The following is a 24,858-nucleotide window of genomic DNA, read 5'->3' as shown; positions in this document are numbered from 1 at the left end:
GCGGAACCTACCAGCGGGTGGTCGCTGGAGCCTGGGTCAGCGGGCGGTCTCGGTCGCGCGCGACTCCCGGACGACGGTGACGCGGATCTGGCCGGGGTAGGTGAGCTCCTCCTCGATCTGCTTGGCGATGTCGCGCGCCAGCACCTGGGCCTCGATGTCGTCGACCACGTCGGGGATCACCATCACCCGGAGCTCGCGGCCCGCCTGCATCGCAAAGACCTTCTCGACGCCGTCGCGGGCACCGGCGATCTCCTCGAGCCGTTCGAGCCGCTGCACGTACGCCTCGATGCTCTCCCGGCGGGCACCGGGTCGGCTGCCGCTGATCGCGTCCGCCGCCTGGGTGAGGATCGCCTCGACGGTACGCACCTCGACCTCGTTGTGGTGGGCCTCGATGGCGTGCACCACGTCGGGGTGTTCCCCGTACTTACGGGCCAGGTCGGCGCCGATGATCGCGTGCGACCCCTCGACTTCGTGGGTCAGGGCCTTGCCGATGTCGTGCAGGAACGCCGACCGCTTGCACTGCGCGATGTCGAGCTGCATCTCGGCGGCCATCAGGCCGGCGATGTGGGCGCTCTCGATGAGGTGCTTGAGCACGTTCTGGCCGTAGGAGGTGCGGTAGCGGAGGGTGCCGAGGATCGGGACCAGTGCCGGGTGCAGGTCGGAGATCCCGACCTCGGCCAAGGCGTCCTCCGCCGCGCGGAGACACTGCTGCTCGATGGCAGCCTTGCTGCGCTCGTGCACCTCCTCGATCCGCTGCGGGTGGATGCGACCGTCCTTGACCAGCTCGGACAGGGTCATTCGGGCCGTCTCCCGGCGGACCGGGTCAAAGCTGGACAGCAGGACCGACTCAGGGGTGTCGTCGATCATCACGTTGACCCCGGTGACCTGCTCGAAGGCCCGGATGTTGCGACCCTCGCGGCCGATGATCCGACCCTTCATGTCGTCGCCGGGCAGGTGCACCGCCGAGACCACCGACTCTGACGTCTGCTCCGAGGCCACTCGCTGGATCGCGCCGACGACGATCGTCCGGGCCTTCGCGTCTGCCTCGCGGGTGGCCTGCCGCTCGATGTCGCGGGCCACGAGCACCGCCTGCCGCTTGGCCTCGTGCTCGACCGCGGTGACGATCTCGGCCTTCGCCTGTTCGGCGGTCAGTCCGGCCACCCGCTCAAGCACCTGGCGCTGCTCAACCTCAACCTCGACCAGAGCCTGACGCTGAGCCTTGAGCTGCGCCTTGATCTCGTCGACGTGCCGGGCCCGCTCCTCCAGACTCCGGGCCTCAGCATCAAGTCGCTCCTCCCGGTCAGAGAGTCGCTGCTCACGTCGTTCGAGGTCCACGCGCTGGTCCCTGAGCTCGGTCCGGCGGGCTCGGGCTTCCTCGTCGGCCTCAGCGCGAGCTGTCTGAGCCGTGGCCATCAGTGCGTCGGCCTTGACCTGAAGATCGCGGTACTCGGTCGTCGTGCGCTCCCGAAGCGCCGCGAGCTCCTCGGCGGTGGCGTCGAGCTCGGCTCGGCGGCTGATGAGCTCCTCGTCGGCCCCCGACGAGCCACGTGGGGCCGCCGACGCCGTGCGGGGGACTGGGTCCGGGCTGAAGCCCGAAAGGGGGCTGGTGATGAGCTGCGACGTGTCGATCGGCTGCACCGTCTGGATGGGATGCACTGCCGCCGTGGACCCGGAGCGGACACCGGACGAGCCTCGACCACGGCGGCTCAGCAGTACCACCGCCGTGATCACCAAGCCTAGGACGATCACAGCGGCGATGACCAGCACCAGCAGCAGACCTGCATTCATGGCGCACTCCCGTCCACACGCTCCCGCGTGCACTCAAGAGGCTTCAGGCCGTGCGGTCGCGCCCGTCGAGGGGGTCACGCGGTGAAACGGACCAGCGTCCGGAACATCAGGTGGTCAGAACAGGCGAATTCACTGTGCAACAACACAAGTCTTTAAACATTCAACGCATCAGTTGACGATTCACATATCAAGATCGAACAGGACTGCCGAAACCTCGTCTAGAAGAGTATGGTCGCGGCCCACTGTGGTCAAGCACAGACAAGGTGTGCGGAATTGCGCCGGAGCTGCCCGATCAGTCCTCACGGCCGTCGAGCAGCGGCCCGATGACGGCGGCCGTCACCCCACCGCTGAAACCGCGCCGAGCCAACGCCCCGGCCAGCCGGCGGTACTGCACTTCGCGAGGCAGCCCGCTCACCGAGCGGAGCTTCTTTTCCGCGAGCGCACGGGCCGCAACCAGCTCGTCGTCGCCGTCCACCTGAGCCACGGCAGCGTCGATGGTGTCGCGGTCCACGCCCTTGGTCTGCAGCTCACGCCGCAGCGCCGAGCTCGACAGGTGCCGGCGCTGTTGCCGCGACTCGACCCAGTCGTGGGCGAACGTGACGTCATCGACCAGGCCGACCTCCTGGAACCGGTCCAGGACGTCACGTGCCACTTCCTCAGATACATCTCGCACGGCCAGCGCCTTGGTCAGCTCGTGCCGCGTCCGCGCCTGAGCAGCCAGCTTGCGCAGCACGATCCCCCGCGCTACCGCCACCGGATCGGCGTCCGCGTCGTCCGAGCCGGACGGCTCCCGGGACCGCCGCCTCGACCCTGCGCCACGCTGGCTCTCGGGTACAGGTTGAGACTGCGCCAGGTCGCCCCGACCCGCACCCGCGCTCTCCTCGGCCTCGGGCACGCCAGCAGAGCCAACCGAGTCCCGCTCCGGCACGGGCAGCCCCTGGCGGGCGAGCCACTGCCGCGCGGCCGATACCGCATCGTCGTCGCCGTGGCCCGCCACCCCCACGCCGGAGCCGTCCTCAGCCAAGGCCTAGAACTCCACCTCACCCGTCACCGGGTCGACCCCGGCCGGGGTGTCCAGCTGCGGACCGATGCCCAGCTTTTCCTTGATCTTCTTCTCCAGCTCGTCGGCGAGGTCTGGGTTGTTCCGGAGGTAGGTCCGAGCGTTCTCCCGGCCCTGGCCCAGCTGGTCGGCGTCGTAGGTGAACCAGGCGCCGGCCTTGCGGACGATGCCGGCGTCCACGCCGAGGTCGATCAGGCTGCCTTCGCGGCTGATGCCGTGGCCGTAGAGGATGTCGAACTCCGCCTGCTTGAACGGCGGGGCCACCTTGTTTTTCACGACCTTGACCCGGGTCCGGTTGCCGACCATCTCCTGGCCGTCCTTCAGCGTCTCGATCCGGCGGATGTCGAGCCGCATGGAGGCGTAGAACTTGAGCGCCTTGCCACCCGTGGTGGTCTCGGGGGAGCCGAACATCACGCCGATCTTCTCGCGCAGCTGGTTGATGAAGATCGCGGTGGTGTTGGAGTTGCTCAGGGCGCCGGTCATCTTGCGCAGCGCCTGGCTCATCAGCCGGGCCTGCAGACCGACGTGGCTGTCGCCCATCTCGCCCTCGATCTCGGCGCGCGGTGTGAGGGCCGCGACGGAGTCGATGACGATCAGCGTGATCGCACCAGACCGGACCAGCATGTCGGCGATCTCGAGGGCCTGCTCACCGTTGTCGGGCTGGCTGACCAGCAGCGAGTCGGTGTCGACGCCCAGCTTGGCGGCGTAGTCGGGGTCGAGGGCGTGCTCGGCGTCGATGAAGGCGCAGATGCCTCCGGCCGCCTGGGCGTTGGCAATGGCGTGCAGCGCCACCGTGGTCTTACCGCTGGACTCCGGGCCGTAGATCTCGATCACCCGACCGCGGGGCAGGCCACCGATGCCGAGGGCGACGTCGAGGGCGATGGATCCCGTGGGGATCACCTCCAGCGGGGCGCGGACCTCGTCACCGAGCCGCATCACCGACCCCTTGCCGTACTGCTTGTCGATCTGGGCGAGAGCTGTCTCCAGTGCCTTCTCGCGGTCGTTGGTCGTCATCATGTCCTTCCCTCACCCGTCCGGGCGTCTTGTGTCGTTCCGTCTGTGCAGGGACTCTAAGGAGGCGCACTGACAATCGTGCGGAACTGCGACCCGCTGTGGACAACCGAGCTGCACGTCCAACCCGGTGGACAACTTACCGAACAGGTGTTCGAAGCACATCCCGACACGCCGCCAGGGTCGAAAGAGGGTCAGCGTTCGCGCGGCGGTAGCTCGAGCGCCGCCCAGACGGCACGCCAGACGGTCTTGGCGGGCACGCCGTCGGCCACGGCCTGAGCCACCGTCCGGTCCTGGAGGTCAGCCAGGTTGTACTCGGCCGCCCAGACCCGGTAGTAGCCCGCACCCAGGTGCTGCTGCAGGCGCAGCCAGAGCTCGGTCTCCTTCACTCCACCCGCCCTCGTCGCTCCGTCTGGTCACCAACACCCCGGTTCGCGAGGCGCGAGGCAGCCTACCCGGCGGGCCGGGCTCGCGTGCGGAGGAAAACTGTCGGAGCCGCCAGGCAGTATGGGCAACGTGCCGCTCGACGTCCTCGAAGTCTTCTCCCCCGCCACCGCCACGTGGTTCCGGGAGGTCTTCGCGCGCCCGACGGCGGCGCAGGCCGGCGCGTGGCGAGCCGTCGCCGCGGGCGCGAACGCCCTGGTCATCGCTCCGACGGGCTCTGGCAAGACGCTGGCTGCGTTCTTGTGGGCGCTGGACGACCTCACCCGGTCGGCACCTCCCGCGCCGAAGGAGCGGTGCCGCGTGCTCTACGTGTCACCGCTCAAGGCGCTGGCTGTCGACGTCGAGCGCAACCTGCGCGCACCCCTGGCCGGAATCACCCAGACGGCGCTGCGGCTGGACCAGACACCCCCGAACGTGACCGTCGGGGTGCGGTCTGGGGACACCAGCCCGGCCGAACGCCGGGCGATCGCCACCCGCCCGCCGGACATTCTCATCACCACTCCCGAGTCGTTGTTCCTGATGCTGACCTCGAACGCGCGTGACGTGCTGCGCTCGGTCCAGACCGTGATCGTCGATGAGGTGCACGCGCTCGCCGGCACCAAGCGCGGCGCCCACCTGGCGTTGTCGATGGAGCGCCTGGAGGCGCTGACCGCGGAGTCGGCCACCCCAGACGCTCCGCACCAGCCGCTGCAGCGGATCGGGCTGTCGGCGACCGTCCGGCCGCCCGAGCGGGTGGCGGCCTATCTCGGCGGACCGCACCCCGTCCAGGTCGTGGCGCCGCCGGCCGAGAAGTCGTGGGACCTGCAGATCGTCGTGCCGGTGGAGGACATGAGCGACCTCGGGGCTTCGGCGTCGAGCCCACCGGCCTCGCTCGAGGACGAGCGGGCACCCACCCGCGCACCCTCGATCTGGCCGCACGTGGAGAACAAGATCCTCGACCTGATCAGCGCCCACCGCTCGACGATCGTCTTCGTCAACTCCCGTCGGCTCGGCGAGCGGCTGACCTCCCACCTCAACGAGCTGCACGCCGAGCGGCTCGGTGAGCTTGTCGAGGACCAGTCGACGCCGTCCGGACCGCCCGCCGAGGTGATGGCGCAGTCCGGCGCCTCCTCCGGTCACGACGGAACGGCATCACCGGTGATCGCGCGCGCGCACCACGGCTCGGTGAGCAAGGAACAGCGGGCGCAGATCGAGTCGGACCTCAAGTCCGGGATGCTCCCATGCGTGGTGGCGACCTCGTCGCTCGAGCTCGGCATCGACATGGGCGCCGTCGACGTGGTGGTGCAGGTCGCGTCCCCGCCGTCGGTCGCCAGCGGCCTGCAGCGGGTCGGCCGCGCAGGCCACCAGGTCGGCGCCACCTCGCGCGGGGTGTTCTTCCCGAACCACCGCGGTGACCTAATCGAGTCCTCGGTCGTCGTCGAGCGGATGCGGCGGGGCGCCATCGAGGAGGTCGCCGAGCTGCGGAACCCGCTCGACGTGCTCGCCCAGCAGGTCGTCGCCATCGTCTCGGGCCAGGAGACCAAGGTCGACGAGCTGTACGCGCTGGTCCGCCGCGCCAGCAGCTTCCGCGACCTGCCGTTCAGCGCGTTCGAGGCGGTCCTCGACATGCTCAGCGGTCGCTATCCGTCGGAGGACTTCGCCGAGCTGCGACCGCGGCTGGTCTGGCAGCGGGACACCGGGCTGCTGATGGCTCGCCCCGGCGCTCAGCGACTGGCGGTCACGTCCGGCGGCACGATCCCCGACCGGGGGCTCTTCGGCGTCTTCATCGTCGGCGAGGGCAACGCGTCCGGCCGGCACTCCCCCGGCCGTCGCGTCGGCGAGCTCGACGAGGAGATGGTCTACGAGACCCGGGTCGGCGACGTCTTCACCCTCGGCACGACCAGCTGGCGGGTCGAGCAGATCACCCACGACCAGGTGCTCGTCACGCCGGCGCCGGGCGTCCCGGGGCGACTGCCCTTCTGGAAGGGCGACTCCCCCAGCCGACCGCTCGAGCTCGGCCGGGCGTTCGGCGGTTTCGTCCGTGAGGTCGGCACGATGCCGGCCGCCCGGGCGAACTCGCGGCTGCGGGAGAGCGGGCTCGACGAGTACGCCGCCCGCAACCTGGTGGCGTACCTGACCGAGCAGTCCTCGGCCACCGGTGCGCTGCCCACCGACCAGACGATCGTCTTCGAACGCTTCCGCGACGAGCTGGGCGACTGGCGGGTCTGCGTGCACTCCGCCCTCGGCACCGGCGTGCTGACCCCGTGGGCCTTGGCCGTCGAGGCCGCCGCTCGGCAGCGGTACGGCCTGGAGGTGCAGGCCACCGCGACCAACGACGGCATGGTGCTGCGTATCCCCGACACCGAGTCCGAGCCCCCGACGGCCGAGCTGATCATCTGCGACCCCGACCTGATCGAGTCCGTCGTCACCGAGGAGGTCGGCGGCTCCGCCCTGTTCGCGGCCCGGTTCCGGGAGTGTGCGGCGCGCGCCCTGCTGCTGCCGCGGCGCGACCCGAAGTCCCGGTCGCCGCTGTGGCAGCAGCGGATGCGGTCGGCCCAGCTGCTGACGGTCGCCTCGCAGTACCCCGACTTCCCGATCGTGCTCGAGACGATGCGCGAGTGCCTGACCGACGTCTTCGACCTCGACGGGCTGCTGGAGGTGCAGCGGCAGATCGCCTCCCGGGCGATCCGGCTGGTCGAGGTCGAGACGACCGAGCCGTCCCCGTTCGCGAAGTCGCTGCTCTTCGGCTACGTCGGCGCCTTCGTCTACGAGGGTGACGTCCCGCTGGCCGAGAAGCGCGCTGCGGCCCTGTCCCTCGACGCCACCCTGCTCGCTGAGCTGCTCGGCAAGGACGGGCTCAAGCAGCTGCTCGACGCCGCCGTCATCGCCAGCAGCGAGGCCGACCTGCAGTGGCTCACCGCCGAGCGGCAGGCGACCACGACCGAGCAGCTCTACGACCTCCTCCGGACGGCCGGCCCGTTCAGCCGGCCCGAGCTGCGGCTCCGCTCGGCGCCCGACTTCGAACCCGAGCCGGCGCTGGAAGAGCTGGTGCTCGACCGGCGGGTCGTCGACGTGCGGATCGCCGGGGTGCCGATGGTCGCCGTCGCCGAGGACGTGCCCCGGCTGCGCGACGGGCTGGGTATCCCGGTACCGCCCGGCGTCGCCGCGAGCTTCACCGAGGCCTCGGCGCACCCGATCGAGGACCTCGTCCAGCGCTGGGCCCGGACCCACGGGCCCTTTGTGGCGGGCACGGTCGCGGCCCGCTACGGGCTCGGCCGGTCGGTGGTCGAACAGGCCTGCGACGCCCTGGTGGCGGCGGGGACGGTCGTCTCTGGATCCTTCGTCGACCTCGACGGTGAGGCGGGCGAGGAGCGGCGCCAGTACTGCCACAGCCGGGTGCTGGCGCTGGTCAAGCGCCGGACGCTGGCGCTGCTGCGCCAAGAGGTCGAGCCGGTCGAGCAGGTGTCGTACGCCCGGTTCCTGACCGAATGGCAGGGTGTCGGGTCGTCGAGCCGGGGAACGGACGGCGTGCTGGGCGCCCTCGAGCAGCTGTCGGGCTACGCCATGCCGGCGAGCGCGGTCGAGTCGGTCATCCTCCCGGCCCGCGTCGCCGACTACCGGCCGGCGATGCTCGACGAGCTGACCGCCAGCGGCGAGGTCTTCTGGGTCGGCGACGGCGGGATCGGGGACGCTGACGGCTGGGTGCGCTGGTACGTGGCCGGCGCTGAGCCGCATCCGGTGCGTTCCGCGCCCGCGCACGGCCGCAGCACCGAGCTGTTGGAGGCGCTCGCCGGTGGTGGCGCCTACTTCTTCGACGCGTTGCTGCCGCGGGAGGCGCTGACCGAGCGCTCGGAGTGGGTCGGCGCGCTCTGGGACCTGGTCTGGGCGGGTCTGGTCACCGGGGACACGTTCGCGCCGGTACGCGCACTGTCGGCTGGCGGCGCGCACAAGAAGCCGCCGACCCGGCCCACCGCCCGCACGCACCGGTCGCGCCTGGCCGGGGGCGGGCTCGGACGTCCCGGGCGAGCGCCGCGGATCGCGTCGCCGACGACGGCGGGCCGCTGGTCGCTGGTCGTCCGCCAGGGCGGGACCCCGGCCGACCGGTTGGCGGCTGACGTCTTCGCCCAGCTCGACCGCTACGGCGTGGTCAGCCGGGGCAGCGTGATGACCGAGAACGGTGAGGGCGGCTTCGGGGCCGCGTACCGAGCGCTGAGCGCGCTCGAGGAGACCGGCCAGTGCCGACGCGGCTACTTCATCGAGGGTCTCGGCGCGGCCCAGTTCGCCTTGAGCGGTGCGGTCGACCGGCTGCGCTCCCACTCCCGGGATCCGGAAGTGCCGCAGGCGCTGGTCCTCGCCGCCTGCGACGCGGCCAACCCGTACGGCGCCGCCCTGCCCTGGCCCGAACGTGAGGGTCATCGCCCCGGCCGCAAGGCCGGGGCGCTGGTCGTGCTGGTGGACGGCGGTCTCGTCTTCTACGTCGAGCGCGGCGGCAAGACGCTGCTGTCGTTCACCGAGGACCCGCGACGGCTCGCGCCCGCGGCAACAGCCCTGGCCAGCTCGGTACAGCGTGGTCTCCTCGGCAAGCTGAGCGTCGAACGGGCCGACGGCGGCCACGTCTTCGGTTCCACCCTGGTCAGCGAGGCCCTGCAGACCGCCGGCTTCCGGATGACCCCCCAGGGTCTCCGGCTCCGCCCCCCCGTCACCTCCGCCTGAGCTCTCGGCTGCCAACAGCGGCTTACCCCGGCGACCAGTGGGCCCGTCACTTCACAGGCTCGCGGGCGTCTTCACCGGTGCGCGCGCACAGGTGAAGTCGCCCCCGAGCATGTGAAGTGGACGTGAGGGCTCGGCCCGAACAGAACGGATGGCCGGGGCCGCGGGACAGGGTCAGGCGGCCGCTTGGGTCATCGCGCGGACGGTCGGCAGGGTGGTGACCCGCTCGTACATTGCCATCTTTTCGCTGACCACGTTCAGGACGACCGAAAGGGGCAGGTCGAGGGCGCCGCAGATGGAGGCGAGCAGCTCGCTCGAAGCTTCCTTCTGGCCGCGTTCGACCTCGGAGAGGTAGCCCAGGGAGACCCGGGCGGCTTTCGAGACCTCGCGGAGCGTACGGGCTTGCGCCACTCGCTCCTCGCGCAGGGACTCCCCGATGAGCTCCCGCACCAGCACCGGTTTCATCGGATTCTCCTCTTCCATGACCAAACTGTACCCACCCGGTCCGACAAGCCAGAGCCGACCGCGCTCAGTCTCACCACACGGCCTCAACGCCGGAGCCGGCTCGGTCCATTCCGAGGGCTTCGGCGAGCAGGGCGATCGCCGCCGCCGCGGTCCGGTTGCGGATCGCCGTCCGGTCCCCCGCCAGGTGCAGCTCGCGGACCTGCGGCTCACCGTCGACTCGGGCGACCGCGACGAATACCTGGCCGACCGGATGCCCGTCCTGGGGGTCGGGGCCGGCCACCCCGGTCACCGCCAGCCCCCAGTCGGCGTGGCAGCGCCGGGCCACCCCGGCCGCCATCTGGGCGGCCGTTGGTGCGGCGACCGGTCCGAGCTCGGTCAGGACCGCCTCGTCCACGTCGGCCAGCGTGGCCTTGAGCCGGGTGGCGTAGGTGATCACGCCCCCGAGGTAGCTCGCCGAGGCGCCGGGGACGTCGGTCAGCAGGCCGCCGATCAGTCCGCCGGTCAAGGACTCGGCCGTGGCCAGCGTCTGGCCCCGGCGACGCAGCTCGGCCAGGACCTCGACGGCACCCGTCACGGCCGGGCGGGGGCCCCGCGGCGCAGCCGAACCGCGTCGCGGACGTAGTCGATCCCGGTGACCACGGTGACCACGAGGGCCAGGGCCATCACCACCTGCGCCACGAGGTGTGCCCAGTCGGGCAGCGGCAGCAGGTAGAGCATCACGGCGACCGCCTGCAGCACGGTCTTGATCTTGCCGCCACGTCCCGCGGCCATCACGCCGTAGCGGAGGACGACGAACCGCATCACCGTGATCCCCCACTCGCGGACCAGGAACGTGATGGTGACCCACCACCAGAGCTCACCGATCACCGAGAGCCCGATGAAGGCCATCCCGGTGAGCGCCTTGTCCGCGATCGGGTCGGCGAGCTTGCCGAAGCGGGTGACCAAGTGGTACTTGCGGGCCAGGTGCCCGTCGAGGGAGTCGGTGAGGATCGCGCCGAGGAAGACCGCCGCCGTACCGACCCGCCATCCCGACTCGTCGGCGTGCGCGAGCAGCATCCAGGCGAAGACCGGGACGAGCACGATCCGCAGGGCGGTCAGCGCGTTCGGGATGTTCCAGGGGCTGGTCTCGGGCACGACGGCAGAGCCGGCTGGCTCAGCCACCGCCCGCTCCGCGATCGAGAGGACGACGCCGGTCAGCCGCCAGGTACGTGGCCACCAGGTCGGCGCCCTCACTGGCCGTGACCGTGGCGGTGACCAGGTCACCGATGCTGAGCGAGCCGACGTCGAGCCCGGCCACGCTGCGGTCGAGCCGGACGGTGCCGTCCACCTCGGGACCCTGGTGCGCGGCCCGACCGACGACGCCGTCGATCCCGGTCTCCTCGACCAGCACCTGCACGGTCTCGCCGATCCGCTGCTCGGCCCGTTGGCTGACCAGCTCGTCGACGAGGTCGGTGAGCAGGACCCGACGCTCCTCGACCACCTCGACGGGCAGCTGAGCATCCAGGCCCGCCGCCTCGGTGCCGTCCTCGTCGGAGTAGCCGAACACCCCGATGGCGTCCAGGCCGGCCTCGGTCAGGAAGTCCGCCACCACCGCCACGTCGGCTTCGGTCTCGCCCGGGAAGCCGGCGATCACGTTGCTGCGGATGCCCGCCGCCGGCGCCAGTGCCCGGATCGAGGCGATCAGCGCCAGGAAGGAGTCCGGGTCACCGAAGCGGCGCATCCGTCGCAGCACCGCCGGGGCGGCGTGCTGGAAGGACAGGTCGAAGTAGGGCACCACCTTGGGGGTGCTGGCCATGGCCTCGACGAGACCGGGCCGCACCTCGGCAGGCTGCAGGTAGGAGACCCGGATCCAGTCCAGCCCGTCGATCTCGGCGAGCTGCGGCAGCAGGCTCTCCAACGCCCGGATGTCGCCCAGGTCCTTGCCGTAGGAGGAGGTGTTCTCACTGACCAGGAACAGCTCGCGGACGCCCGAGTCGGCGAGCCAGCGCGCCTCGGTCACGACCTCGGCCGGGGTCCGGGAGACGTAGGCGCCGCGGAAGGCCGGGATCGCGCAGAAGGTGCAGCGGCGGTCACAGCCCGAGGCGATCTTGAGCGGCGCGGTCGGTGAGCTGCCGAGCCGGCGGCGCAACGGCCGCGGTCCGCTGGCCGGCGCGACCCCGGCCGGCAGCTCGGCCCCCACCACCGCGCCCGTTCCGAGACCGTGGCCCGGGACGGCGTGCCCGGCGACCGCGGCACGACGAGCGGTGGGCGACACGGGCAGCAGCCGGCGCCGGTCGCGCGGGACGTGCGGGGTGTGGGCGTGACCGCCGAGGATGGACTGCAGGCGGTCGGCCACGTCGGCGTAGTCGTCGAAGCTGAGCACGGCGTCGGCCTCGGGCAGGGACTCGGCCAGGTCCGCCCCGTAGCGCTCGGCCAGACAGCCGACCGCGACCACGGCCTGCGGTCGCCCGCCGTCCTTGAGGTCCGCGGCAGCGAGCAGGGTGTCGACCGAGTCCTTCTTGGCCGCCTCGACGAAGCCGCAGGTGTTGACCATCACCGCGTCCGCGGCTTCGGGGTCCGACACCAGCCGGAAGCCCCCGTCCTCGAGCCGGGCGGCGAGCTCCTCGGAGTCGACCTCGTTGCGCGCGCAGCCCAGCGTGACGAGGTGGACGGCGAGCGGCTCCCCCGCCGACCGGGGCGCAGGCAGGGTGGCGGGCGGGGAGGTAGGCATGACCCACCCAGTATGACCGATCGAGAGAGGTCGGCCAGATCTCGTGGCCGCGCGGCCCCGGCCCCGGCCGACGACGGACTCAGCCGACGCGGTCGAGCCTGGCGACCCCGATCGCGGAGTCGGCCATGCCGTAGAAGACGTACGGCACACCCGCCACCTCCTCGATCGCGGTGGGGAAGACCACGTTGGGCACGGTACCGGAGCGCTCCTCCTCGGTCTCGGCCTCCAGCAGCGGCGTACGGCTGCGAGTCACCACCAGCCAGGGCCGATCGGCGTCGAGGATCAGCCCCCCGGTGGCGTAGTGGACGTGCTTCTGCTGCGCGAACGCCCGCAGCAGCACGCCGGTCACCCCGTGGTGCAGCAGCAGCCAACCCTCCGGTACCCGGCGTGGTGGCGGCCCGCCGCCGATCTTGAGGGCCTCGTACGGGTGCTCGGGGCCGGCGACGAAGCGGTGCTGGCGCCAGTGGGCCAGGGCGCTGAGGTCACTCTGCACCTCGGTCAGCGGCACGAACGAGATCCAGATGCTGCCGCGCCCGTCGGGCAGCCCGGGCGGGGGCCGGTCCCCCTGGCCGGGGGCGACCTCGTCCAGGTCCCACGTCGGCCGGTGCAGCACGGCCAGGCTGGGCGCGCCGTCCGGAGCGAGGACCGGCTCGGGGAAGAAGGAGGTGTCCTTGTTCGGGTACAGGTTGAGGTCGACGTCCTGGCTGTCGTCGTAGCCGTAGCGGACCGGACCGTGCCGGGTCCAGTGCCGCAGGTCGGTCGAGGTGGCCACGGCGGTCCGCGGACCCAGCGGGCCGTACGCGACGTAGGTCATCACGTGCACGCCGAGCGCGGGCACGAACGTGATCCGCGGATCCTCCACACCGCCGTGTCCGACGCCGCGCTCCCAGGTGCGGTCAGCGGCCAGCACCACGCCGTGGCGTCGGACTCCGGTGGGCACGCCGGCGGTGACCAGCACCTCCGCCAGCCCGATCCGGGAGACGTTGCCCGCAGCCACCAGCCGGGGCAGCAGGAAGAGGGTGCCGGCCGGGTCGCGTCCGCTGCCCGGGTTGAGCACCCCCTCGGCCTCGTCGGGGTTCCCCGCGTCCCGGGTCATCAGGACCCCGACCCGGCTCAGCCGGTAGGGAAAGACGGGCTCCTGCTCGGCACTCGGCACGTTCGCCACGGAAGCGATCGTACGGGCGGCGATTCGGCAGCGCCTCGCTCGTCGGCCCGGGACCTACGATGACCGCGGAGGTGGCGGGTGCCTGAGGATCAGCACGACGAGCTGGGCCGACTCGCGCGCGTGGTGGCCGGCAGCCCGGACGGCGCGGCGGAGCTGCTCGGCGAGGTCGCCGTGCTGAGCCGTCGGTCACCGGTCCACGGTGACGACGACGGGTACGAGGAGCGCCGAGCCCTGCTGGTCCAGCGCGTGCTCCGTCGCCGCGCGACGTCGGCGGCGCGCACCGACCCTGTCGCCTCCGACCCGGCCGACCCCAGCTCGGCGGAGCCTCCCTCGGTCGTCGCCCGGCTGGCCCAGCTGGAGCCGCTGGCCCGCACGCTGCTGGTCCTGCGGCACGGCGAGCACCTGACGCTGGCCGAGCTGGCGCGGATCACCGACCGGTCGCCGAGCGCCATCCAGCGCGCGCTCGAGCAGGCCGAGGCGGCCACCGACGCGTCGACCGAACCTGGCCAACAGCCGCTGCAGCCGTACGAGATCGAGCAGGCGCTGTGGAACGCGGAGGCCCCTGCGCCGGGCGCGGTCCGGGAGGTCGAACGCCGGTTCGGCGCCCGCCGCCGCCGGACGCGCTTCCGCGTCGTGCTGGCCAGCCTGGCCGCGGTCGCCCTCGTCGTCGGTCTGACCGCGCTGCCCGGGCTGCGGACCGACCCGTACGTCCGCGCGTACGGGGAGTGGACGTCGGCGGTCCAGCTGCCGGCCCAGCCGCGGTTCACCTTCCAGGCCCGACAGCTGACGGCGAGCGAAGAGGTGCTCAGCGTGATCATCACCGAGACCGAGGCAACCTGCTCGGTGACCGTGACGACCGCCCGCGCTCGGATCCCGGTGCCGGCCGGACGCCCGACGAAGGTCAGCGAGCGGGTCGCCCGGTTTGTCGACGCCACCGACGAGACCGACCCCGGGCTGTGGTGGTCGGTCGGGCCGCGGACCTCCGCGGAGGCGCGGTGCGACGAGCAGCCCGAGGACGCGCTTCTGGTCGAGCTGGCCGAGCTGGTGCAGTTCGCGCCCGGCCCTGTCCGGGTGCCCTTCGACTTCCGCGACCTGCCGAGCAGCGACGAGGTGCACACCTTCCTCGACTACTCCGGCACCACGGCCGTCCTCGTCACGCCCCGCGGCCAGAACGAGGAGTCGCCCGACGCGGTGTTCGTCGGCCTGGTCTCCAGGACCGCCGCGGCCGCCCTCTCAGGCCGACGCGTTGACATCAACGGCGATCCCGGCCAGCTGTCCGACGACGAGGACCAGACCACGCTCTGCTGAACCCCGGGGTCGCAGCCGGTGTGTGCCGGGATCATCAACGACCAGGCCACCGTCAGCCGGCTCCAACGGGCAAGCCGTACCGCGCGGGTGCTGCAGACCGCGCGGTCGGTGCACCTGGTGTCCGACCTCGACGACCACGCCACCTGGCTGGACGCCCAGGACGCGTTTCCGCGCTGACCACCTCCGGGTGGGACGATCAGGGGGCCATGCCGCTGCTCACCGACCTCGTCCCCGCCGACCCAGGGCCGGACGCGGTGTTCGAGGCCTTCTCCGGGTGGGCGGCCGACCGCGGCTTCGAGCTCTACCCCGCGCAGAGCGAGGCGGTGATCGAGCTGGTGTCCGGCTCGAACGTGATCTTGTCGACCCCGACCGGCTCAGGCAAGAGCCTGGTGGCCACCGCCGCACAGTTCGCGACGCTGGCGGCCCGGTTGGCCTCGGGCAGTACCGCCCGCACCTTCTACACCGCGCCGATCAAGGCGCTGGTCTCGGAGAAGTTCTTCGCCGCGGTCGAGGTCTTCGGCGTCGACCAGGTCGGCATGATGACGGGCGACGCCAGCGTCAACCCGGGCGCCCCGATCATCTGCTGCACAGCCGAGATCCTGGCCAACCTGGCCCTGCGCGAGGGCGGCGACAGCGACGTCGCCATGGTGGTGATGGATGAGTTCCACTACTACGCCGACCCCGAACGCGGCTGGGCGTGGCAGGTCCCGCTGCTCGAGCTGCCGCGAGCCCAGTTCCTGCTGATGTCGGCCACGCTCGGCGACGTCACCCGCTTCGTCGACGACCTGACCCGGCGGACCGGTCGGCCGACCACCGCCGTCACCTCCACCGAACGGCCGGTCCCGCTGCACCACGAGTACGTCACCTCGACGCTGCTGGAGACCATCGAGGAGCGGCTGGCCACGCACCAGGCGCCGATCTACGTGGTGCACTTCAGCCGGGCCGCCGCCATCGAGCAGGCGCAGGCGCTGAACAGCCTGCGGGTCACCACCCGGGAGGAGAAGGACCAGATCGCCGACCTGATCGGCGGCTTCCGGTTCACCGCCGGCTTCGGCAGGATCCTCTCCCGGCTCGTCCGCAACGGGATCGGCGTGCACCACGCCGGCATGCTGCCGAAGTACCGCCGGCTGGTGGAGCTGCTCGCCCAGGCCGGTCTGCTCAAGATCATCTGCGGCACCGACACCCTCGGCGTGGGCATCAACGTGCCCATCCGGACGGTCCTGCTGACCTCGCTGAGCAAGTACGACGGCGTCAAGCCGCGGCTGCTCACCGCGCGGGAGTTCCACCAGATCGGCGGTCGGGCAGGCCGGGCCGGCTACGACGCGTCCGGCACCGTGATCGTGCAGGCGCCCGACCACGTGGTGGCCAACGAGAAGGCGCTCGCCAAGGCCGGGGACGACCCGAAGAAGCGCCGGAAGGTCGTCCGCAAGAAGCCGCCGGAGGGTACGGTCGGCTACGGCCTGCCGACCTTTGAACGGCTGGTCGACGCCGAGCCTGAGCCGCTCGAGTCCTCCTTCAAGGTCAGCCACGCGATGCTGCTGAACGTGGTCAACCGGCCGGGCGACTGCTGGGCCGCGATGCGGCACCTGCTGACCGACAACGACGAGCCCGCCGGACGTCGCCGGGGGCACGTCCACCGCGCGCTGCAGATCTATCGCGGGCTGCTGGAGTCCGGCATCGTGGAACAGCTGCCCGTCCCGGACGCGCAGGGCCGGACGGCCCGGCTGACGGTCGACCTGCAGGCCGACTTCGCCCTCAACCAGCCGCTCTCCCCCTTTGCCCTGGCCTGCCTGGACCTGCTCGACCGCGAGTCCGACGACTACGCCCTCGACGTGCTTTCGGTGCTGGAGGCCACCTTGGACGACCCGCGGCCGATCCTCAGCGCGCAGCGGTCCAAGGCCCGCGGCGAGGCCGTGGCCGAGATGAAGACCGAGGGGATCGAGTACGAGGAGCGGATGGTCCTGCTGGAGGACATCACCTATCCCCAGCCGTTGGCCGAGCTGCTCCGGATCGCCTACGACGCGTACGGGCAGACCCACCCGTGGGTGCTGGACAGCTCCCCGTCGCCGAAGTCGGTGGCGCGTGACCTGAGCGAGCGGGCCATGACCTTCACCGAGTACGTCAGCTTCTACGGCCTCGCGCGCGCCGAAGGCATCGTGCTGCGCTACCTCGCCGACGCGTACAAGGCGCTGCGGCAGACCGTCCCGGAGGAGGCGCGGACCGAGGCCGTCGCCGACCTGATCTCGTGGCTCGGCGAGCTGGTCCGCCAGGTCGACTCGAGCCTGCTCGAGGAGTGGGAGCAGCTGCGGAACCCGGGCGAGGTCGCGGCCGTCACCCCGGCCGGGATCGAGGACCGGACACCGCCGGTCACGGCCAACCGGCGGGCGTTCGGCGTGCTGGTCCGCAACGCCCTCTTCCGCCGGGTCGAGCTGGTCGCGCGTCGCCGCTGGTGGGACCTCGGCGAGCTGGACGCCGAGTTCCTCTCGGCTGATGAGTGGGCGGCGACCCTGGAGCCCTACTTCGCCGAGCACAGCGCGATCCAGACCGGCGCGGCCGCCCGCGGTCCGGCGCTGCTGCTGATCACCGAGGAGCCGACCCGCTGGCTGGTCCGGCAGATCTTCGACGACCCGGCCGGCGACCACGACTGGGGCATCAGTGCCGAGGTCGACCTCGCGGCCAGCGACGCCGAGGGCACCGCCGTCGTCCGGGTGACCGAGGTGGGTCAGCTCGGTGGCTGGTGACCCACCGCCAGCCGTGACGCGGGTCGACCCGGCGCGTGCGGCCAGCGTCGTCGAGCGGTGGCGCGAGCAGCACCCGGGTGGCGCGATCGTCCGGCTGCGCGCCGACCGCGCGCTCGACCGCACCAGCCTCTTCGCCGAGGTCGAACGGGCGCTGAGCCTTCCGCCGTGGTTTGGCCGCAACTGGGACGCCCTCTGGGACTGCCTCACCGACCTGAGCTGGCTGGACCGACCGGCCTACCTGCTGGTGGTCACCGACGCCGAGCAGCTGCTGCGCGACAGCCCTCAGGAGCTGCCGCTGCTGCTCGAGCTCCTGCGCGCGGCCACGGCCGCCTGGGCGAGCGGCCCCGTACCGACGGCGTTCGCGACCCTGCTCGTCACCGCCGCCGGCGAGGCGTCAGCCTAGGCGCAGGTTGTCCAGCACGACGTCGATCTCGTCGGGCTTGACCAGCACCTCGCGCGGCTTGGAGCCCTCGGAGGGGCCGACGACGCCGCGGGTCTCGAGGATGTCCATCAGCCGGCCGGCCTTGGCGAAGCCGACGCGCAGCTTGCGCTGCAGCATCGAGGTGGAGCCGAGCTGCAGGTTGACGATCAGCTCGGCCGCCTGCACCACCAGGTCGAGGTCGTCACCGATGTCCTCGGCGACCTTGGTCGAGGCCTCCGGCGTGGCGGTCACGTCCGGCCGGTAGGTCGGCTTCAGCTGCTCGGTCACGTGCGCGACGACCTGGCGGACCTCGTTCTCGGTCACCCACGCGCCCTGGATCCGGATCGGCTTGCTCGAGCCCATCGGCAGGAAGAGCCCGTCGCCCTGGCCGACCAGCTTCTCGGCGCCGGGCTGGTCGAGGATGACCCGGGAGTCGGTCATCGACGAGGTCGCGAAGGCCAGCCGGCTGGGCACGTTGGCCTTGATCAGCCCCGTGACCACGTCGGTGCTCGGCCGCTGGGTGGCCAGCACCAGGTGGATGCCGGCGGCGCGGGCGAGCTGGGTGATCCGGACGATCGAGTCCTCGACGTCGCGCGGCGCGACCATCATCAGGTCGGCCAGCTCGTCGACGATGACCAGCAGGTACGGGTACGGCGTGAGCTCGCGCTCGCTCTCTCCGCCGTGCGGGGGGGACGACCCCCCCGAGCCGCCCCGGACAAGATCGGTCGGCTTGACGCTCCCCGCCCGGACCGCCTTGTTGAAGTCGTCGATGTGCCGGAAGCCGAAGGCGGCCAGGTCGTCGTAGCGCATGTCCATCTCGCGGACGACCCACTGCAGCGCCTCGGCGGCCTTCTTGGCGTTCGTGATGATCGGCGTGACCAGGTGCGGGACACCCTCGTACGCGGTCAGCTCGACCCGCTTGGGGTCGACCATCAGCATCCGCACCTCATCGGGGGTGGCGCGCATCAGCACCGAGGTGATCATCGAGTTGATGAAGCTCGACTTGCCCGAGCCGGTCGCCCCGGCCACCAGCAGGTGCGGGGTCTTGGCCAGGTTGGCCACCACGAAACCGCCCTCGACGTCCTTGCCGAGCCCGACGGTCATCGGGTGGTGGTCGTTGCGGGCGGTGGCCGAGCGGAGCACGTCGCCGAGGGAGACGATCTCCTTGTCCAGGTTGGGGATCTCGATCCCGATCGCGGACTTGCCGGGGATCGGGGACAGGATCCGGACGTCCGCGCTGGCCACCGCGTAGGCGATGTTCTTGCTCAGCGCCGTGACCTTCTCGACCTTGACGGCCGGGCCGAGCTCGACCTCGTAGCGGGTCACCGTCGGACCGCGGCTGTAGCCGGTGACCCGGGCGTCGATCTCGAACTGGTCGAGCACCTCGGTCAACCGGTGCACGACGGCGTCGGACGCCTCCGTCCGCGCCTTGTGCACGCTGCCCGGCTTGAGCGCGGCGGCGTCGGGCAGCAGGTACTGCACGTCACCGGAGAGCTGCAGCTGCTCGACCCGCTGCGGGATCGACCTCGGCGAAGCCGTCAGATCGTCACTGTGGGGCGGCGCCTCGAGCTCGGTCGGGTCGTCGTCCACGCCGAGCACGGTGACTCGGGCGGGCAGTCCGGCGGTGACGGAGCGGCGGACGGGCTGGGTGAGCTCGGGGCCGGACGTGGGCCCGGCCTCATCGGGCTCAGCGTCCTCCAGCCCCGGGACGGCGGTGGCCCCGCGACGGCGGGTCTTCTCGCTGGGGGACTTCGGCTCGGCCACCACCGGGGTGTCGTAGGCCTGGTCGACGCCGAACTCGAGCCGGTCGCTGGGGGTCTCATCCTCGACCACAGCCGGGCGCCGGAACCGCGCCCGCAGGGCACCGGCCCGTTCCGGGATCTCGTGCAGCGGGATGCCGACCACCACGAGCACCCCGAACAGGGTGAGCAGGACGAGCAGCGGCACGGCCACGTAGACGCTGAGCAGGTCGCTCAGCAGGCTCGAGGAGAGGTAGCCGAGGATGCCGCCGGCCTCGCGCAGCTGCGGCAGCTCGTTGGTGCGCGGCAGGCCGTGGGCGATGTTGATCAGCCCGAGCAGGCCGAGCAGGATCGCGCTCCAGCCGACCGCCTGCCGGCCCCCGGGGCCGTTGCGGTCGGGGTGGCGCAACGTCCGCCAGGCCATCAGCACCAGCAGGATCGGGGCGGCGTAGGCGAGGGTGCCGATGACGCCGGCGACGCCGACGTGCACCAGGTGACCGACCGGGCCGGGGATGCCCCACCAGAACTCGGCGGCCACCACGATGGCGGCGCCGATCAGGAACAGTCCGACGCCGTCGCGCCGCAGCGCCGGGTCGATGTCCCGGGCGCTCGAGCCGATCCGGCGGGCGCCGGCCCCGATCAGGTGGGCGAGACCGAGCCAGGTCCGGCCCAGACCGCGCCCGAGCTGACGCAGCGCGGAGGGCCGCTTCGAGCGCGCGACCGGCCGCGAGCCGTTCCGGGCGGGCGGGCGACGCGAGGCCGGGGTCGAGGACCGGGGCCGGGAGCCTCCGGACCGGGGTCGTGGCGCGCGCGCGGTCGCCGAGGATCGGGTGGAGGTGCTTCCGGACGACCGCGGCTTCGCTGACGACCCGGAGGTCGTCGAAGTGCTACGAGACCGCGGTGGGGAAGACGCGCGGGTCGCCATGGTGGCAGGCTACGCGACCAGGCTCATCGGCCTCGGCCGCACACGCCGACCTCAGCGTCGGGCCGCGGCCAGCACCTAGCGCCCGCTGGCGAAGTGGTCGAAGCCGCCATCGGCGGGCCACGGGTCGCCGTCGACGAGGACCTGGGCCGGCTGCTCGTCGCTGAGGCCGAGGACGGTACCGACCACGCGCCAGCCCTCGGGCACCGCCCCGACGTCGGGAAAGGTCGCGGCGAGCGCGTGGTCCTCGCCGCCGGTCAGCAGCAACGCGTACGGGTCGGCGCCCGTCGCGGCGGCCACGGCGTGCAGGGGGTCGGGCACCTCGAACGCGTCCCGGTGCAGGTCGACCACCACTCCGGACGCGGCCGCGACGTGCCCGAGGTCACCGACCAGGCCGTCGGAGACGTCGATCATGGCCGTCGCCCCGGCCGCGGCCGCGACAGCACCGGCCCCGTACGGCACCTGCGGCACGCGTTGGGCCTCGACCACCACCCGCGGCGAGCGGAACCCCCGCTGCAGCACGGCCAGCCCAGCGGCCGCCCAGCCGGTCCGGCCGCAGAGGGCGACGACGTCCCCGGGACGTGCGCCGCTGCGGCGGACGGGTGCGCGGCCGTCCAGCCCGCCGAGGACGGTCACGCTGATGGTGAGGTCGCGGGAGCGGGTGACGTCCCCGCCCAGCAGGCTGACCCCGGCGCTAGCGCACTCGGCCCGCAGCCCGGCCGCGAACTCTCGCACCCAGCGCAGCTGCAGCTGGGGCGGGGCCGAGAAGCCGACGACCAGCCCGGTGGCGCGCGCCCCCATCGCCTCGAGGTCGGCGACGTTGACGGCGACGGCCTTGCGACCGACGTCAGCGGGCTCGGACCAGCCGAGCTTGAAGTGGACGTTCTCCACCAGCACGTCGACCGAGGTCACGACTGGGCCCTCGACCGCGAGCACCGCTGCGTCGTCACCGGGACCGAGCAGCACGTCCTCAGCCGGCGGCAGGTCGGCGGTGAGCGCCTCGATCAGCGCCCGCTCGCCGATCTCGGCGAGTGTCGCCGCCGCGCTGAGCGGTGCGGTCATCGGGCCGCTCGTCGGTGTGGACCTGCCCCGAGGCAGTCGGACGCGATAGCGTGACGCACGCCGCGAGCGTACGCGGTGGTCTGAGCGGTCGACGTGCGAGGACTTGAGCGAAGCAACGAAGCGGAGGAACCCTCATGGTCGTCAAGGCCTACGTCCTGGTCCAGACCGAGGTCGGCAAGTCCGCCCAGGTGGCCCAAGCCATCGCCGACCTGACCGGGGTGGCCGGCGCCGAGGACGTCACGGGCCCGTACGACGTGATCGTGACGGTCGAGGCGCCGAGCGTCGACGAGCTCGCTCAGCTGGTGACCCGAGGGGTGCAGAAGGTGCCCGGCATCACCCGGACCGTCACCTGCAACGTGGTCCACCTCTGACCCCGGCCCTGCTTGCTCGGCCGGCTGTGGCCCTGTTCGCGGCCGGTCTCGTGCTGTCGGGCTGCTCGGGTGCCGTGGCGGTGCCGGAACCGTCCCCGGACGCCGTAGGCCGGCCGGTCTGCGCCGACGTGATGGTGAACCTCCCGGCGACGGTGCTGGAGGGCACCCGTCGGACGACGACGAAGCCGGAGCTGACCGCGGCCTGGGGCGACCCGCCGATCACCCTGCGCTGCGGCGTGCCCGCGCCGCCCGGACTGACCGCGTCGAGTGAGTGCCTCGAGGTCAACGGCGTCGGCTGGTACGCCGAGCCGGCCGAAGGCGGGATGCTCTACACCACCATCGGTCGCGCCGTCTTCGTCGAGGTGGGCGTCCCGACGCGCTACGCGCCCGAGGCGGGCGCCCTGGTCGACCTGGCCGCCGTGGTCAAGGACCGGAACCCCACCCGGCAGCCCTGCCAGTGAGACCGTTCGCCAGGGTCCTCAGCGCAGGCCGAGGGGACGCTGCAGGGCGAGCTGGATCAGCCGGTCGACGAGCTCGGGGTAACCGATCCCGCTGGCGGCCCACATCCGCGGGAACATCGACATGGTGGTGAAGCCGGGCATCGTGTTGATCTCGTTGACCACCACGTGGCCGTCGGCGGTGGCGAAGACGTCGACCCGGGCCAGCCCCTCGCAGCCGATGGCCTCGAAGGTGCGGACGGCCAGGTCCTGCACCCGGGCCGCGAGCTCGGCCGAGATGTCGGCGGGCACGTCGAGGTCGACCTGCTCCTCGGGCAGGTACTTGGCCTCGAAGTCGTAGAAGCCGGACGCGCTGTGCACCCGGATCTCGGCGACCTGGCTCGCCGCCGGCGGACCGCCCTCCAGGTCGGCGAGCACCCCGCACTCCAGCTCGCGGGCGCCGACGAAACCCTGCTCGACGATGACCTTGGGGTCGAACCGGTGGGCCTCGGCCACCGCCGCCGGGAGGTCCTCGGCGCGGTCGACCTTGGTGATCCCGAGGCTGGAACCGCCGCGGGCGGGCTTGACGAAGACGGGCAGCCCGAGCGCGGCGACCGCCTCCAGGCAGGCGTCAGGATCACGGGCCCAGGCCGCCGCGGGGATCGGTACGAACGGACCGACGGGCAGGCCGGACGCGCTCAGCACGAGCTTCATCACGTGCTTGTCCATCCCGACCGCACTGGCCAGCACGCCGGCTCCGACGTAGCGGGTGCCCATCATCTCGAACAGACCCTGGATGGTGCCGTCCTCGCCGAACGGCCCGTGCAGCAGCGCCAGGGCGACGTCGATCCGGCCGAGTGCGGAGAGCGCAGCGCGTCCGGTGCCCGCCGCCGGCCGGGTGGCCAGCTCGGTGCCGGCGCCGTCCCGCAGCAGCACCGCGTCCGCGGCGTCCTCGCTCAGCTCGGGCAGCCGGCCGTCGACGACCTGCAAGCCGGCCAGGGTGGCGTTGTCCACCAGCACCCAGCGCCCGGAACGGGTGATGCCGATGCCGAGCACCTCGTAGCGGGCGGGGTCCAGCGCCCCGAGCACGCCGGCGGCGGTCAGGCACGAGACGCCGTGCTCGCCGCTGGTGCCGCCGAAGACGACCGCGACGCGCGTACGGTGGTCGGCCATCGGCCCCCCTCGTCGTCTCACTCGTCGCCGTGACCGCGGTGGCGGTCGCGGCACAAAACCTACCGGCGGCGTGAGGAGCCGCCCGGCCGACGCGCAAGACTGGACCCCGTGACCTCAGACTCCCCTTCCCCCGACGAGCCGTCCTCGGCCTGGCGACCGGAGACCCTGGCGGTGACCGTCGGCCGGCCCGCACCGGAGGTGGACGCGCCGCTGAACACGCCGGTGACCTTTGCCTCGACGTACGTGGGCAGCGCCGACACCACCGACGGCTCGCTCGGCTACGGCCGCTACGGCAACCCGACCTGGCTGGCGCTCGAGGAGGGCATCGGCGCCCTCGAGGGCGGCCGGGCGCTCGCCTTCTCCTCCGGGATGGCGGCGGCGCACGCCGTGCTCGAGCTGGTCCCCGCCGGCAGCACGGTGGTCCTGCCGTTCAACTGCTACCTCGGCGTGGCCGCGGCCATCGACCTCCGCGGTGCACGGGACGGCTGGACCGTACGCAAGGTCGACGTCGCCGGCACCGAGGCGGTGCTGGCCGCGGCCGAGGGCGCAGACCTGGTCTGGATCGAGTCCCCCACCAACCCGATGATCGAGGTGGCCGACCTGCCGGCGCTCGGGGCCGCGCTGGCCGGGCGGACCCGGCTCGTGGTCGACAACACCTTCGCCACGCCGCTGCTGCAGCAGCCGCTGAGCTCTGGCGCCGACATCGTGCTGCATGCGGTGACCAAGGCCATCGCCGGGCACTCCGACGCCCTGCTCGGCGCGCTGGTCGTCCGCGAGTCCGACGACGCCACGTTCCGCGCGCTCGAGGCGGTCCGCCGCTCGCACGGGGCGACCCCGGGCACGATGGAGGCCTACCTCGCGCTCCGCGGTCTGCGGACCCTGCCGCTGCGGCTGGCCCAGGCCCAGGCGAACGCCGGCGTGCTGGCCGAGCGGCTGGCCGGACACCCGAACGTCCGACGGGTCCGCTACCCCGGCTTAGCTGAGGACCCCGGCCATGCGCGCGCCGCCCGCACGATGTCGGGCTTCGGCTCGCTCATCTCGGTCGACCTCGCCGACGCGGCCGCCGCCGACGCCTTCGTCGCGGCCACCCGGCTCTGGGTGTTCGCCACCAGCCTCGGCGGCGTCGAGTCGATGCTGGAACGCCGCCGCCGCTGGGCCGGCGAGCTGCTCACCGTCCCCGAGGGTCTGGTCCGCCTCTCGGTGGGGATCGAGCATGTCGAGGACCTCTGGGCCGACCTCGCCCAGGCCCTGGACTCGATCAGCTGACTCAAGCCGTGAACGAAGGCGGCGTACTCGGCCCCTTGGTTGACGACTTGTCTGGGGAGCCAGCGGCCGGAGCCTGTGGATAACGA

Annotated in this window: 20 protein-coding genes; 8 read left to right on the top strand and 12 right to left on the bottom strand. The window is 72.2% G+C overall.

Going from position 1 to position 24,858, the window contains the following annotated elements:
• Positions 1-36 precede the first annotated feature (36 nt).
• From rny to ACFE76_RS11835, 4 genes are all read right to left on the bottom strand, one after another.
• Entirely contained in the window at positions 37-1,788 is a 1,752-nt protein-coding gene (gene rny / locus ACFE76_RS11850) for a ribonuclease Y (RefSeq protein WP_375431960.1), read from the bottom strand.
• 292 nt (positions 1,789-2,080) lie between these two features.
• The gene (locus ACFE76_RS11845; RefSeq protein ID WP_375431959.1) at positions 2,081-2,812 is read right to left on the bottom strand and encodes a regulatory protein RecX; all 732 of its coding nucleotides are present in this window, start codon (positions 2,810-2,812) and stop codon (positions 2,081-2,083) included.
• A 3-nt stretch (positions 2,813-2,815) separates the two neighbouring features.
• Entirely contained in the window at positions 2,816-3,862 is a 1,047-nt protein-coding gene (gene recA, locus ACFE76_RS11840) for a recombinase RecA (protein WP_375431993.1), read from the bottom strand.
• Positions 3,863-4,053: 191 nt separating this feature from the next.
• A complete protein-coding gene (locus ACFE76_RS11835; RefSeq protein WP_375431958.1) occupies positions 4,054-4,248 on the bottom strand; it encodes a DUF3046 domain-containing protein in 195 nt (64 codons plus the stop codon).
• Positions 4,249-4,366: 118 nt separating this feature from the next.
• On the opposite strand from ACFE76_RS11835, the gene ACFE76_RS11830 reads away from it, so the two are divergent.
• On the top strand, positions 4,367-8,995 hold the full coding sequence (locus tag ACFE76_RS11830; RefSeq protein ID WP_375431957.1) for an ATP-dependent helicase: 4,629 nt from the start codon (positions 4,367-4,369) through the stop codon (positions 8,993-8,995).
• 171 nt (positions 8,996-9,166) lie between these two features.
• Here the strand turns inward: ACFE76_RS11830 and ACFE76_RS11825 are convergent, their stop codons facing one another.
• From ACFE76_RS11825 to ACFE76_RS11805, 5 genes are all read right to left on the bottom strand, one after another.
• The gene (locus ACFE76_RS11825) at positions 9,167-9,457 is read right to left on the bottom strand and encodes a helix-turn-helix domain-containing protein (RefSeq protein WP_375431992.1); all 291 of its coding nucleotides are present in this window, start codon (positions 9,455-9,457) and stop codon (positions 9,167-9,169) included.
• A 70-nt stretch (positions 9,458-9,527) separates the two neighbouring features.
• Positions 9,528-10,031: a nicotinamide-nucleotide amidohydrolase family protein gene (locus tag ACFE76_RS11820; RefSeq protein ID WP_375431956.1), complete on the bottom strand. Its 504-nt coding sequence runs from the start codon at positions 10,029-10,031 to the stop codon at positions 9,528-9,530.
• Complete coding sequence (pgsA, locus tag ACFE76_RS11815; RefSeq protein WP_375431955.1) at positions 10,028-10,618, bottom strand: CDP-diacylglycerol--glycerol-3-phosphate 3-phosphatidyltransferase; 591 nt, start codon at positions 10,616-10,618, stop codon at positions 10,028-10,030. Before pgsA ends, ACFE76_RS11820 begins: the two co-directional genes overlap by 4 nt.
• Positions 10,611-12,167, bottom strand: coding sequence for a 30S ribosomal protein S12 methylthiotransferase RimO (gene rimO / locus ACFE76_RS11810; RefSeq protein ID WP_375431954.1), 1,557 nt, complete (start codon positions 12,165-12,167; stop codon positions 10,611-10,613). Before rimO ends, pgsA begins: the two co-directional genes overlap by 8 nt.
• A gap of 79 nt (positions 12,168-12,246) precedes the next feature.
• On the bottom strand, positions 12,247-13,332 hold the full coding sequence (locus tag ACFE76_RS11805; protein WP_375431953.1) for a glycosidase: 1,086 nt from the start codon (positions 13,330-13,332) through the stop codon (positions 12,247-12,249).
• 78 nt (positions 13,333-13,410) lie between these two features.
• Between ACFE76_RS11805 and ACFE76_RS11800 the strand changes: the two genes are divergently transcribed.
• From ACFE76_RS11800 to ACFE76_RS11785, 4 genes are read left to right on the top strand one after another with little or no spacing between them, the layout of a single operon-like run.
• On the top strand, positions 13,411-14,640 hold the full coding sequence (locus ACFE76_RS11800) for an RNA polymerase sigma factor (RefSeq protein WP_375431952.1): 1,230 nt from the start codon (positions 13,411-13,413) through the stop codon (positions 14,638-14,640).
• 18 nt (positions 14,641-14,658) lie between these two features.
• Positions 14,659-14,817: a hypothetical protein gene (locus ACFE76_RS11795; RefSeq protein WP_375431951.1), complete on the top strand. Its 159-nt coding sequence runs from the start codon at positions 14,659-14,661 to the stop codon at positions 14,815-14,817.
• A gap of 29 nt (positions 14,818-14,846) precedes the next feature.
• Positions 14,847-17,381, top strand: coding sequence for a DEAD/DEAH box helicase (locus ACFE76_RS11790; protein WP_375431950.1), 2,535 nt, complete (start codon positions 14,847-14,849; stop codon positions 17,379-17,381).
• On the top strand, positions 17,371-17,784 hold the full coding sequence (locus ACFE76_RS11785) for a barstar family protein (RefSeq protein WP_375431949.1): 414 nt from the start codon (positions 17,371-17,373) through the stop codon (positions 17,782-17,784). The genes ACFE76_RS11790 and ACFE76_RS11785 overlap by 11 nt, the downstream gene beginning before the upstream one ends.
• Here ACFE76_RS11785 and ACFE76_RS11780 read toward each other — a convergent pair.
• Both ACFE76_RS11780 and ACFE76_RS11775 read right to left on the bottom strand, forming a co-directional pair.
• Positions 17,776-20,466: a DNA translocase FtsK 4TM domain-containing protein gene (locus tag ACFE76_RS11780; RefSeq protein WP_375431948.1), complete on the bottom strand. Its 2,691-nt coding sequence runs from the start codon at positions 20,464-20,466 to the stop codon at positions 17,776-17,778. The two genes, ACFE76_RS11785 and ACFE76_RS11780, sit on opposite strands and share 9 nt — an antisense overlap.
• Before the next feature lie 75 nt (positions 20,467-20,541).
• A complete protein-coding gene (locus ACFE76_RS11775) occupies positions 20,542-21,525 on the bottom strand; it encodes a thiamine-phosphate kinase (protein ID WP_375431947.1) in 984 nt (327 codons plus the stop codon).
• A 134-nt stretch (positions 21,526-21,659) separates the two neighbouring features.
• On the opposite strand from ACFE76_RS11775, the gene ACFE76_RS11770 reads away from it, so the two are divergent.
• Both ACFE76_RS11770 and ACFE76_RS11765 read left to right on the top strand, forming a co-directional pair.
• Entirely contained in the window at positions 21,660-21,896 is a 237-nt protein-coding gene (locus ACFE76_RS11770) for an Lrp/AsnC family transcriptional regulator (protein ID WP_375431946.1), read from the top strand.
• Positions 21,897-21,922: 26 nt separating this feature from the next.
• On the top strand, positions 21,923-22,357 hold the full coding sequence (locus ACFE76_RS11765) for a DUF3515 domain-containing protein (protein WP_375431945.1): 435 nt from the start codon (positions 21,923-21,925) through the stop codon (positions 22,355-22,357).
• 18 nt (positions 22,358-22,375) lie between these two features.
• Here the strand turns inward: ACFE76_RS11765 and ACFE76_RS11760 are convergent, their stop codons facing one another.
• Positions 22,376-23,506 carry a D-alanine--D-alanine ligase family protein gene (locus tag ACFE76_RS11760; protein WP_375431944.1) on the bottom strand — a complete coding sequence of 377 codons (1,131 nt, stop codon included), beginning with the start codon at positions 23,504-23,506 and terminating at the stop codon, positions 22,376-22,378.
• Between the two features lie 108 nt (positions 23,507-23,614).
• Between ACFE76_RS11760 and ACFE76_RS11755 the strand changes: the two genes are divergently transcribed.
• Positions 23,615-24,772 carry a trans-sulfuration enzyme family protein gene (locus ACFE76_RS11755; protein ID WP_375431943.1) on the top strand — a complete coding sequence of 386 codons (1,158 nt, stop codon included), beginning with the start codon at positions 23,615-23,617 and terminating at the stop codon, positions 24,770-24,772.
• The last annotated feature ends 86 nt before the right edge of the window (positions 24,773-24,858 follow it).

It is taken from the genome of uncultured Friedmanniella sp., from assembly GCF_964244005.1.
GTDB lineage: Bacteria > Actinomycetota > Actinomycetes > Propionibacteriales > Propionibacteriaceae > Microlunatus.
The sequence above is the reverse complement of the archived record's forward strand: the minus strand, read 5'-3'. Positions and strand labels throughout refer to the sequence as shown.

Bases quoted from the DNA above. Each gene is read 5' to 3' on its own strand.
- ACFE76_RS11780 (WP_375431948.1), bottom strand. From the start codon at position 20,466: ATGGCGACCCGCGCGTCTTCCCCACCGCGGTCTCGTAGCACTTCGACG.
- recA (WP_375431993.1), bottom strand. From the start codon at position 3,862: ATGACGACCAACGACCGCGAGAAGGCACTGGAGACAGCTCTCGCCCAG.
- ACFE76_RS11770 (WP_375431946.1), top strand. From the start codon at position 21,660: ATGGTCGTCAAGGCCTACGTCCTGGTCCAGACCGAGGTCGGCAAGTCC.
- ACFE76_RS11760 (WP_375431944.1), bottom strand. From the start codon at position 23,506: ATGGCCGACCACCGTACGCGCGTCGCGGTCGTCTTCGGCGGCACCAGC.
- ACFE76_RS11790 (WP_375431950.1), top strand. From the start codon at position 14,847: ATGCCGCTGCTCACCGACCTCGTCCCCGCCGACCCAGGGCCGGACGCG.
- rimO (WP_375431954.1), bottom strand. From the start codon at position 12,167: ATGCCTACCTCCCCGCCCGCCACCCTGCCTGCGCCCCGGTCGGCGGGG.
- ACFE76_RS11825 (WP_375431992.1), bottom strand. From the start codon at position 9,457: ATGAAACCGGTGCTGGTGCGGGAGCTCATCGGGGAGTCCCTGCGCGAG.
- ACFE76_RS11830 (WP_375431957.1), top strand. From the start codon at position 4,367: ATGGGCAACGTGCCGCTCGACGTCCTCGAAGTCTTCTCCCCCGCCACC.
- rny (WP_375431960.1), bottom strand. From the start codon at position 1,788: ATGAATGCAGGTCTGCTGCTGGTGCTGGTCATCGCCGCTGTGATCGTC.
- ACFE76_RS11775 (WP_375431947.1), bottom strand. From the start codon at position 21,525: ATGACCGCACCGCTCAGCGCGGCGGCGACACTCGCCGAGATCGGCGAG.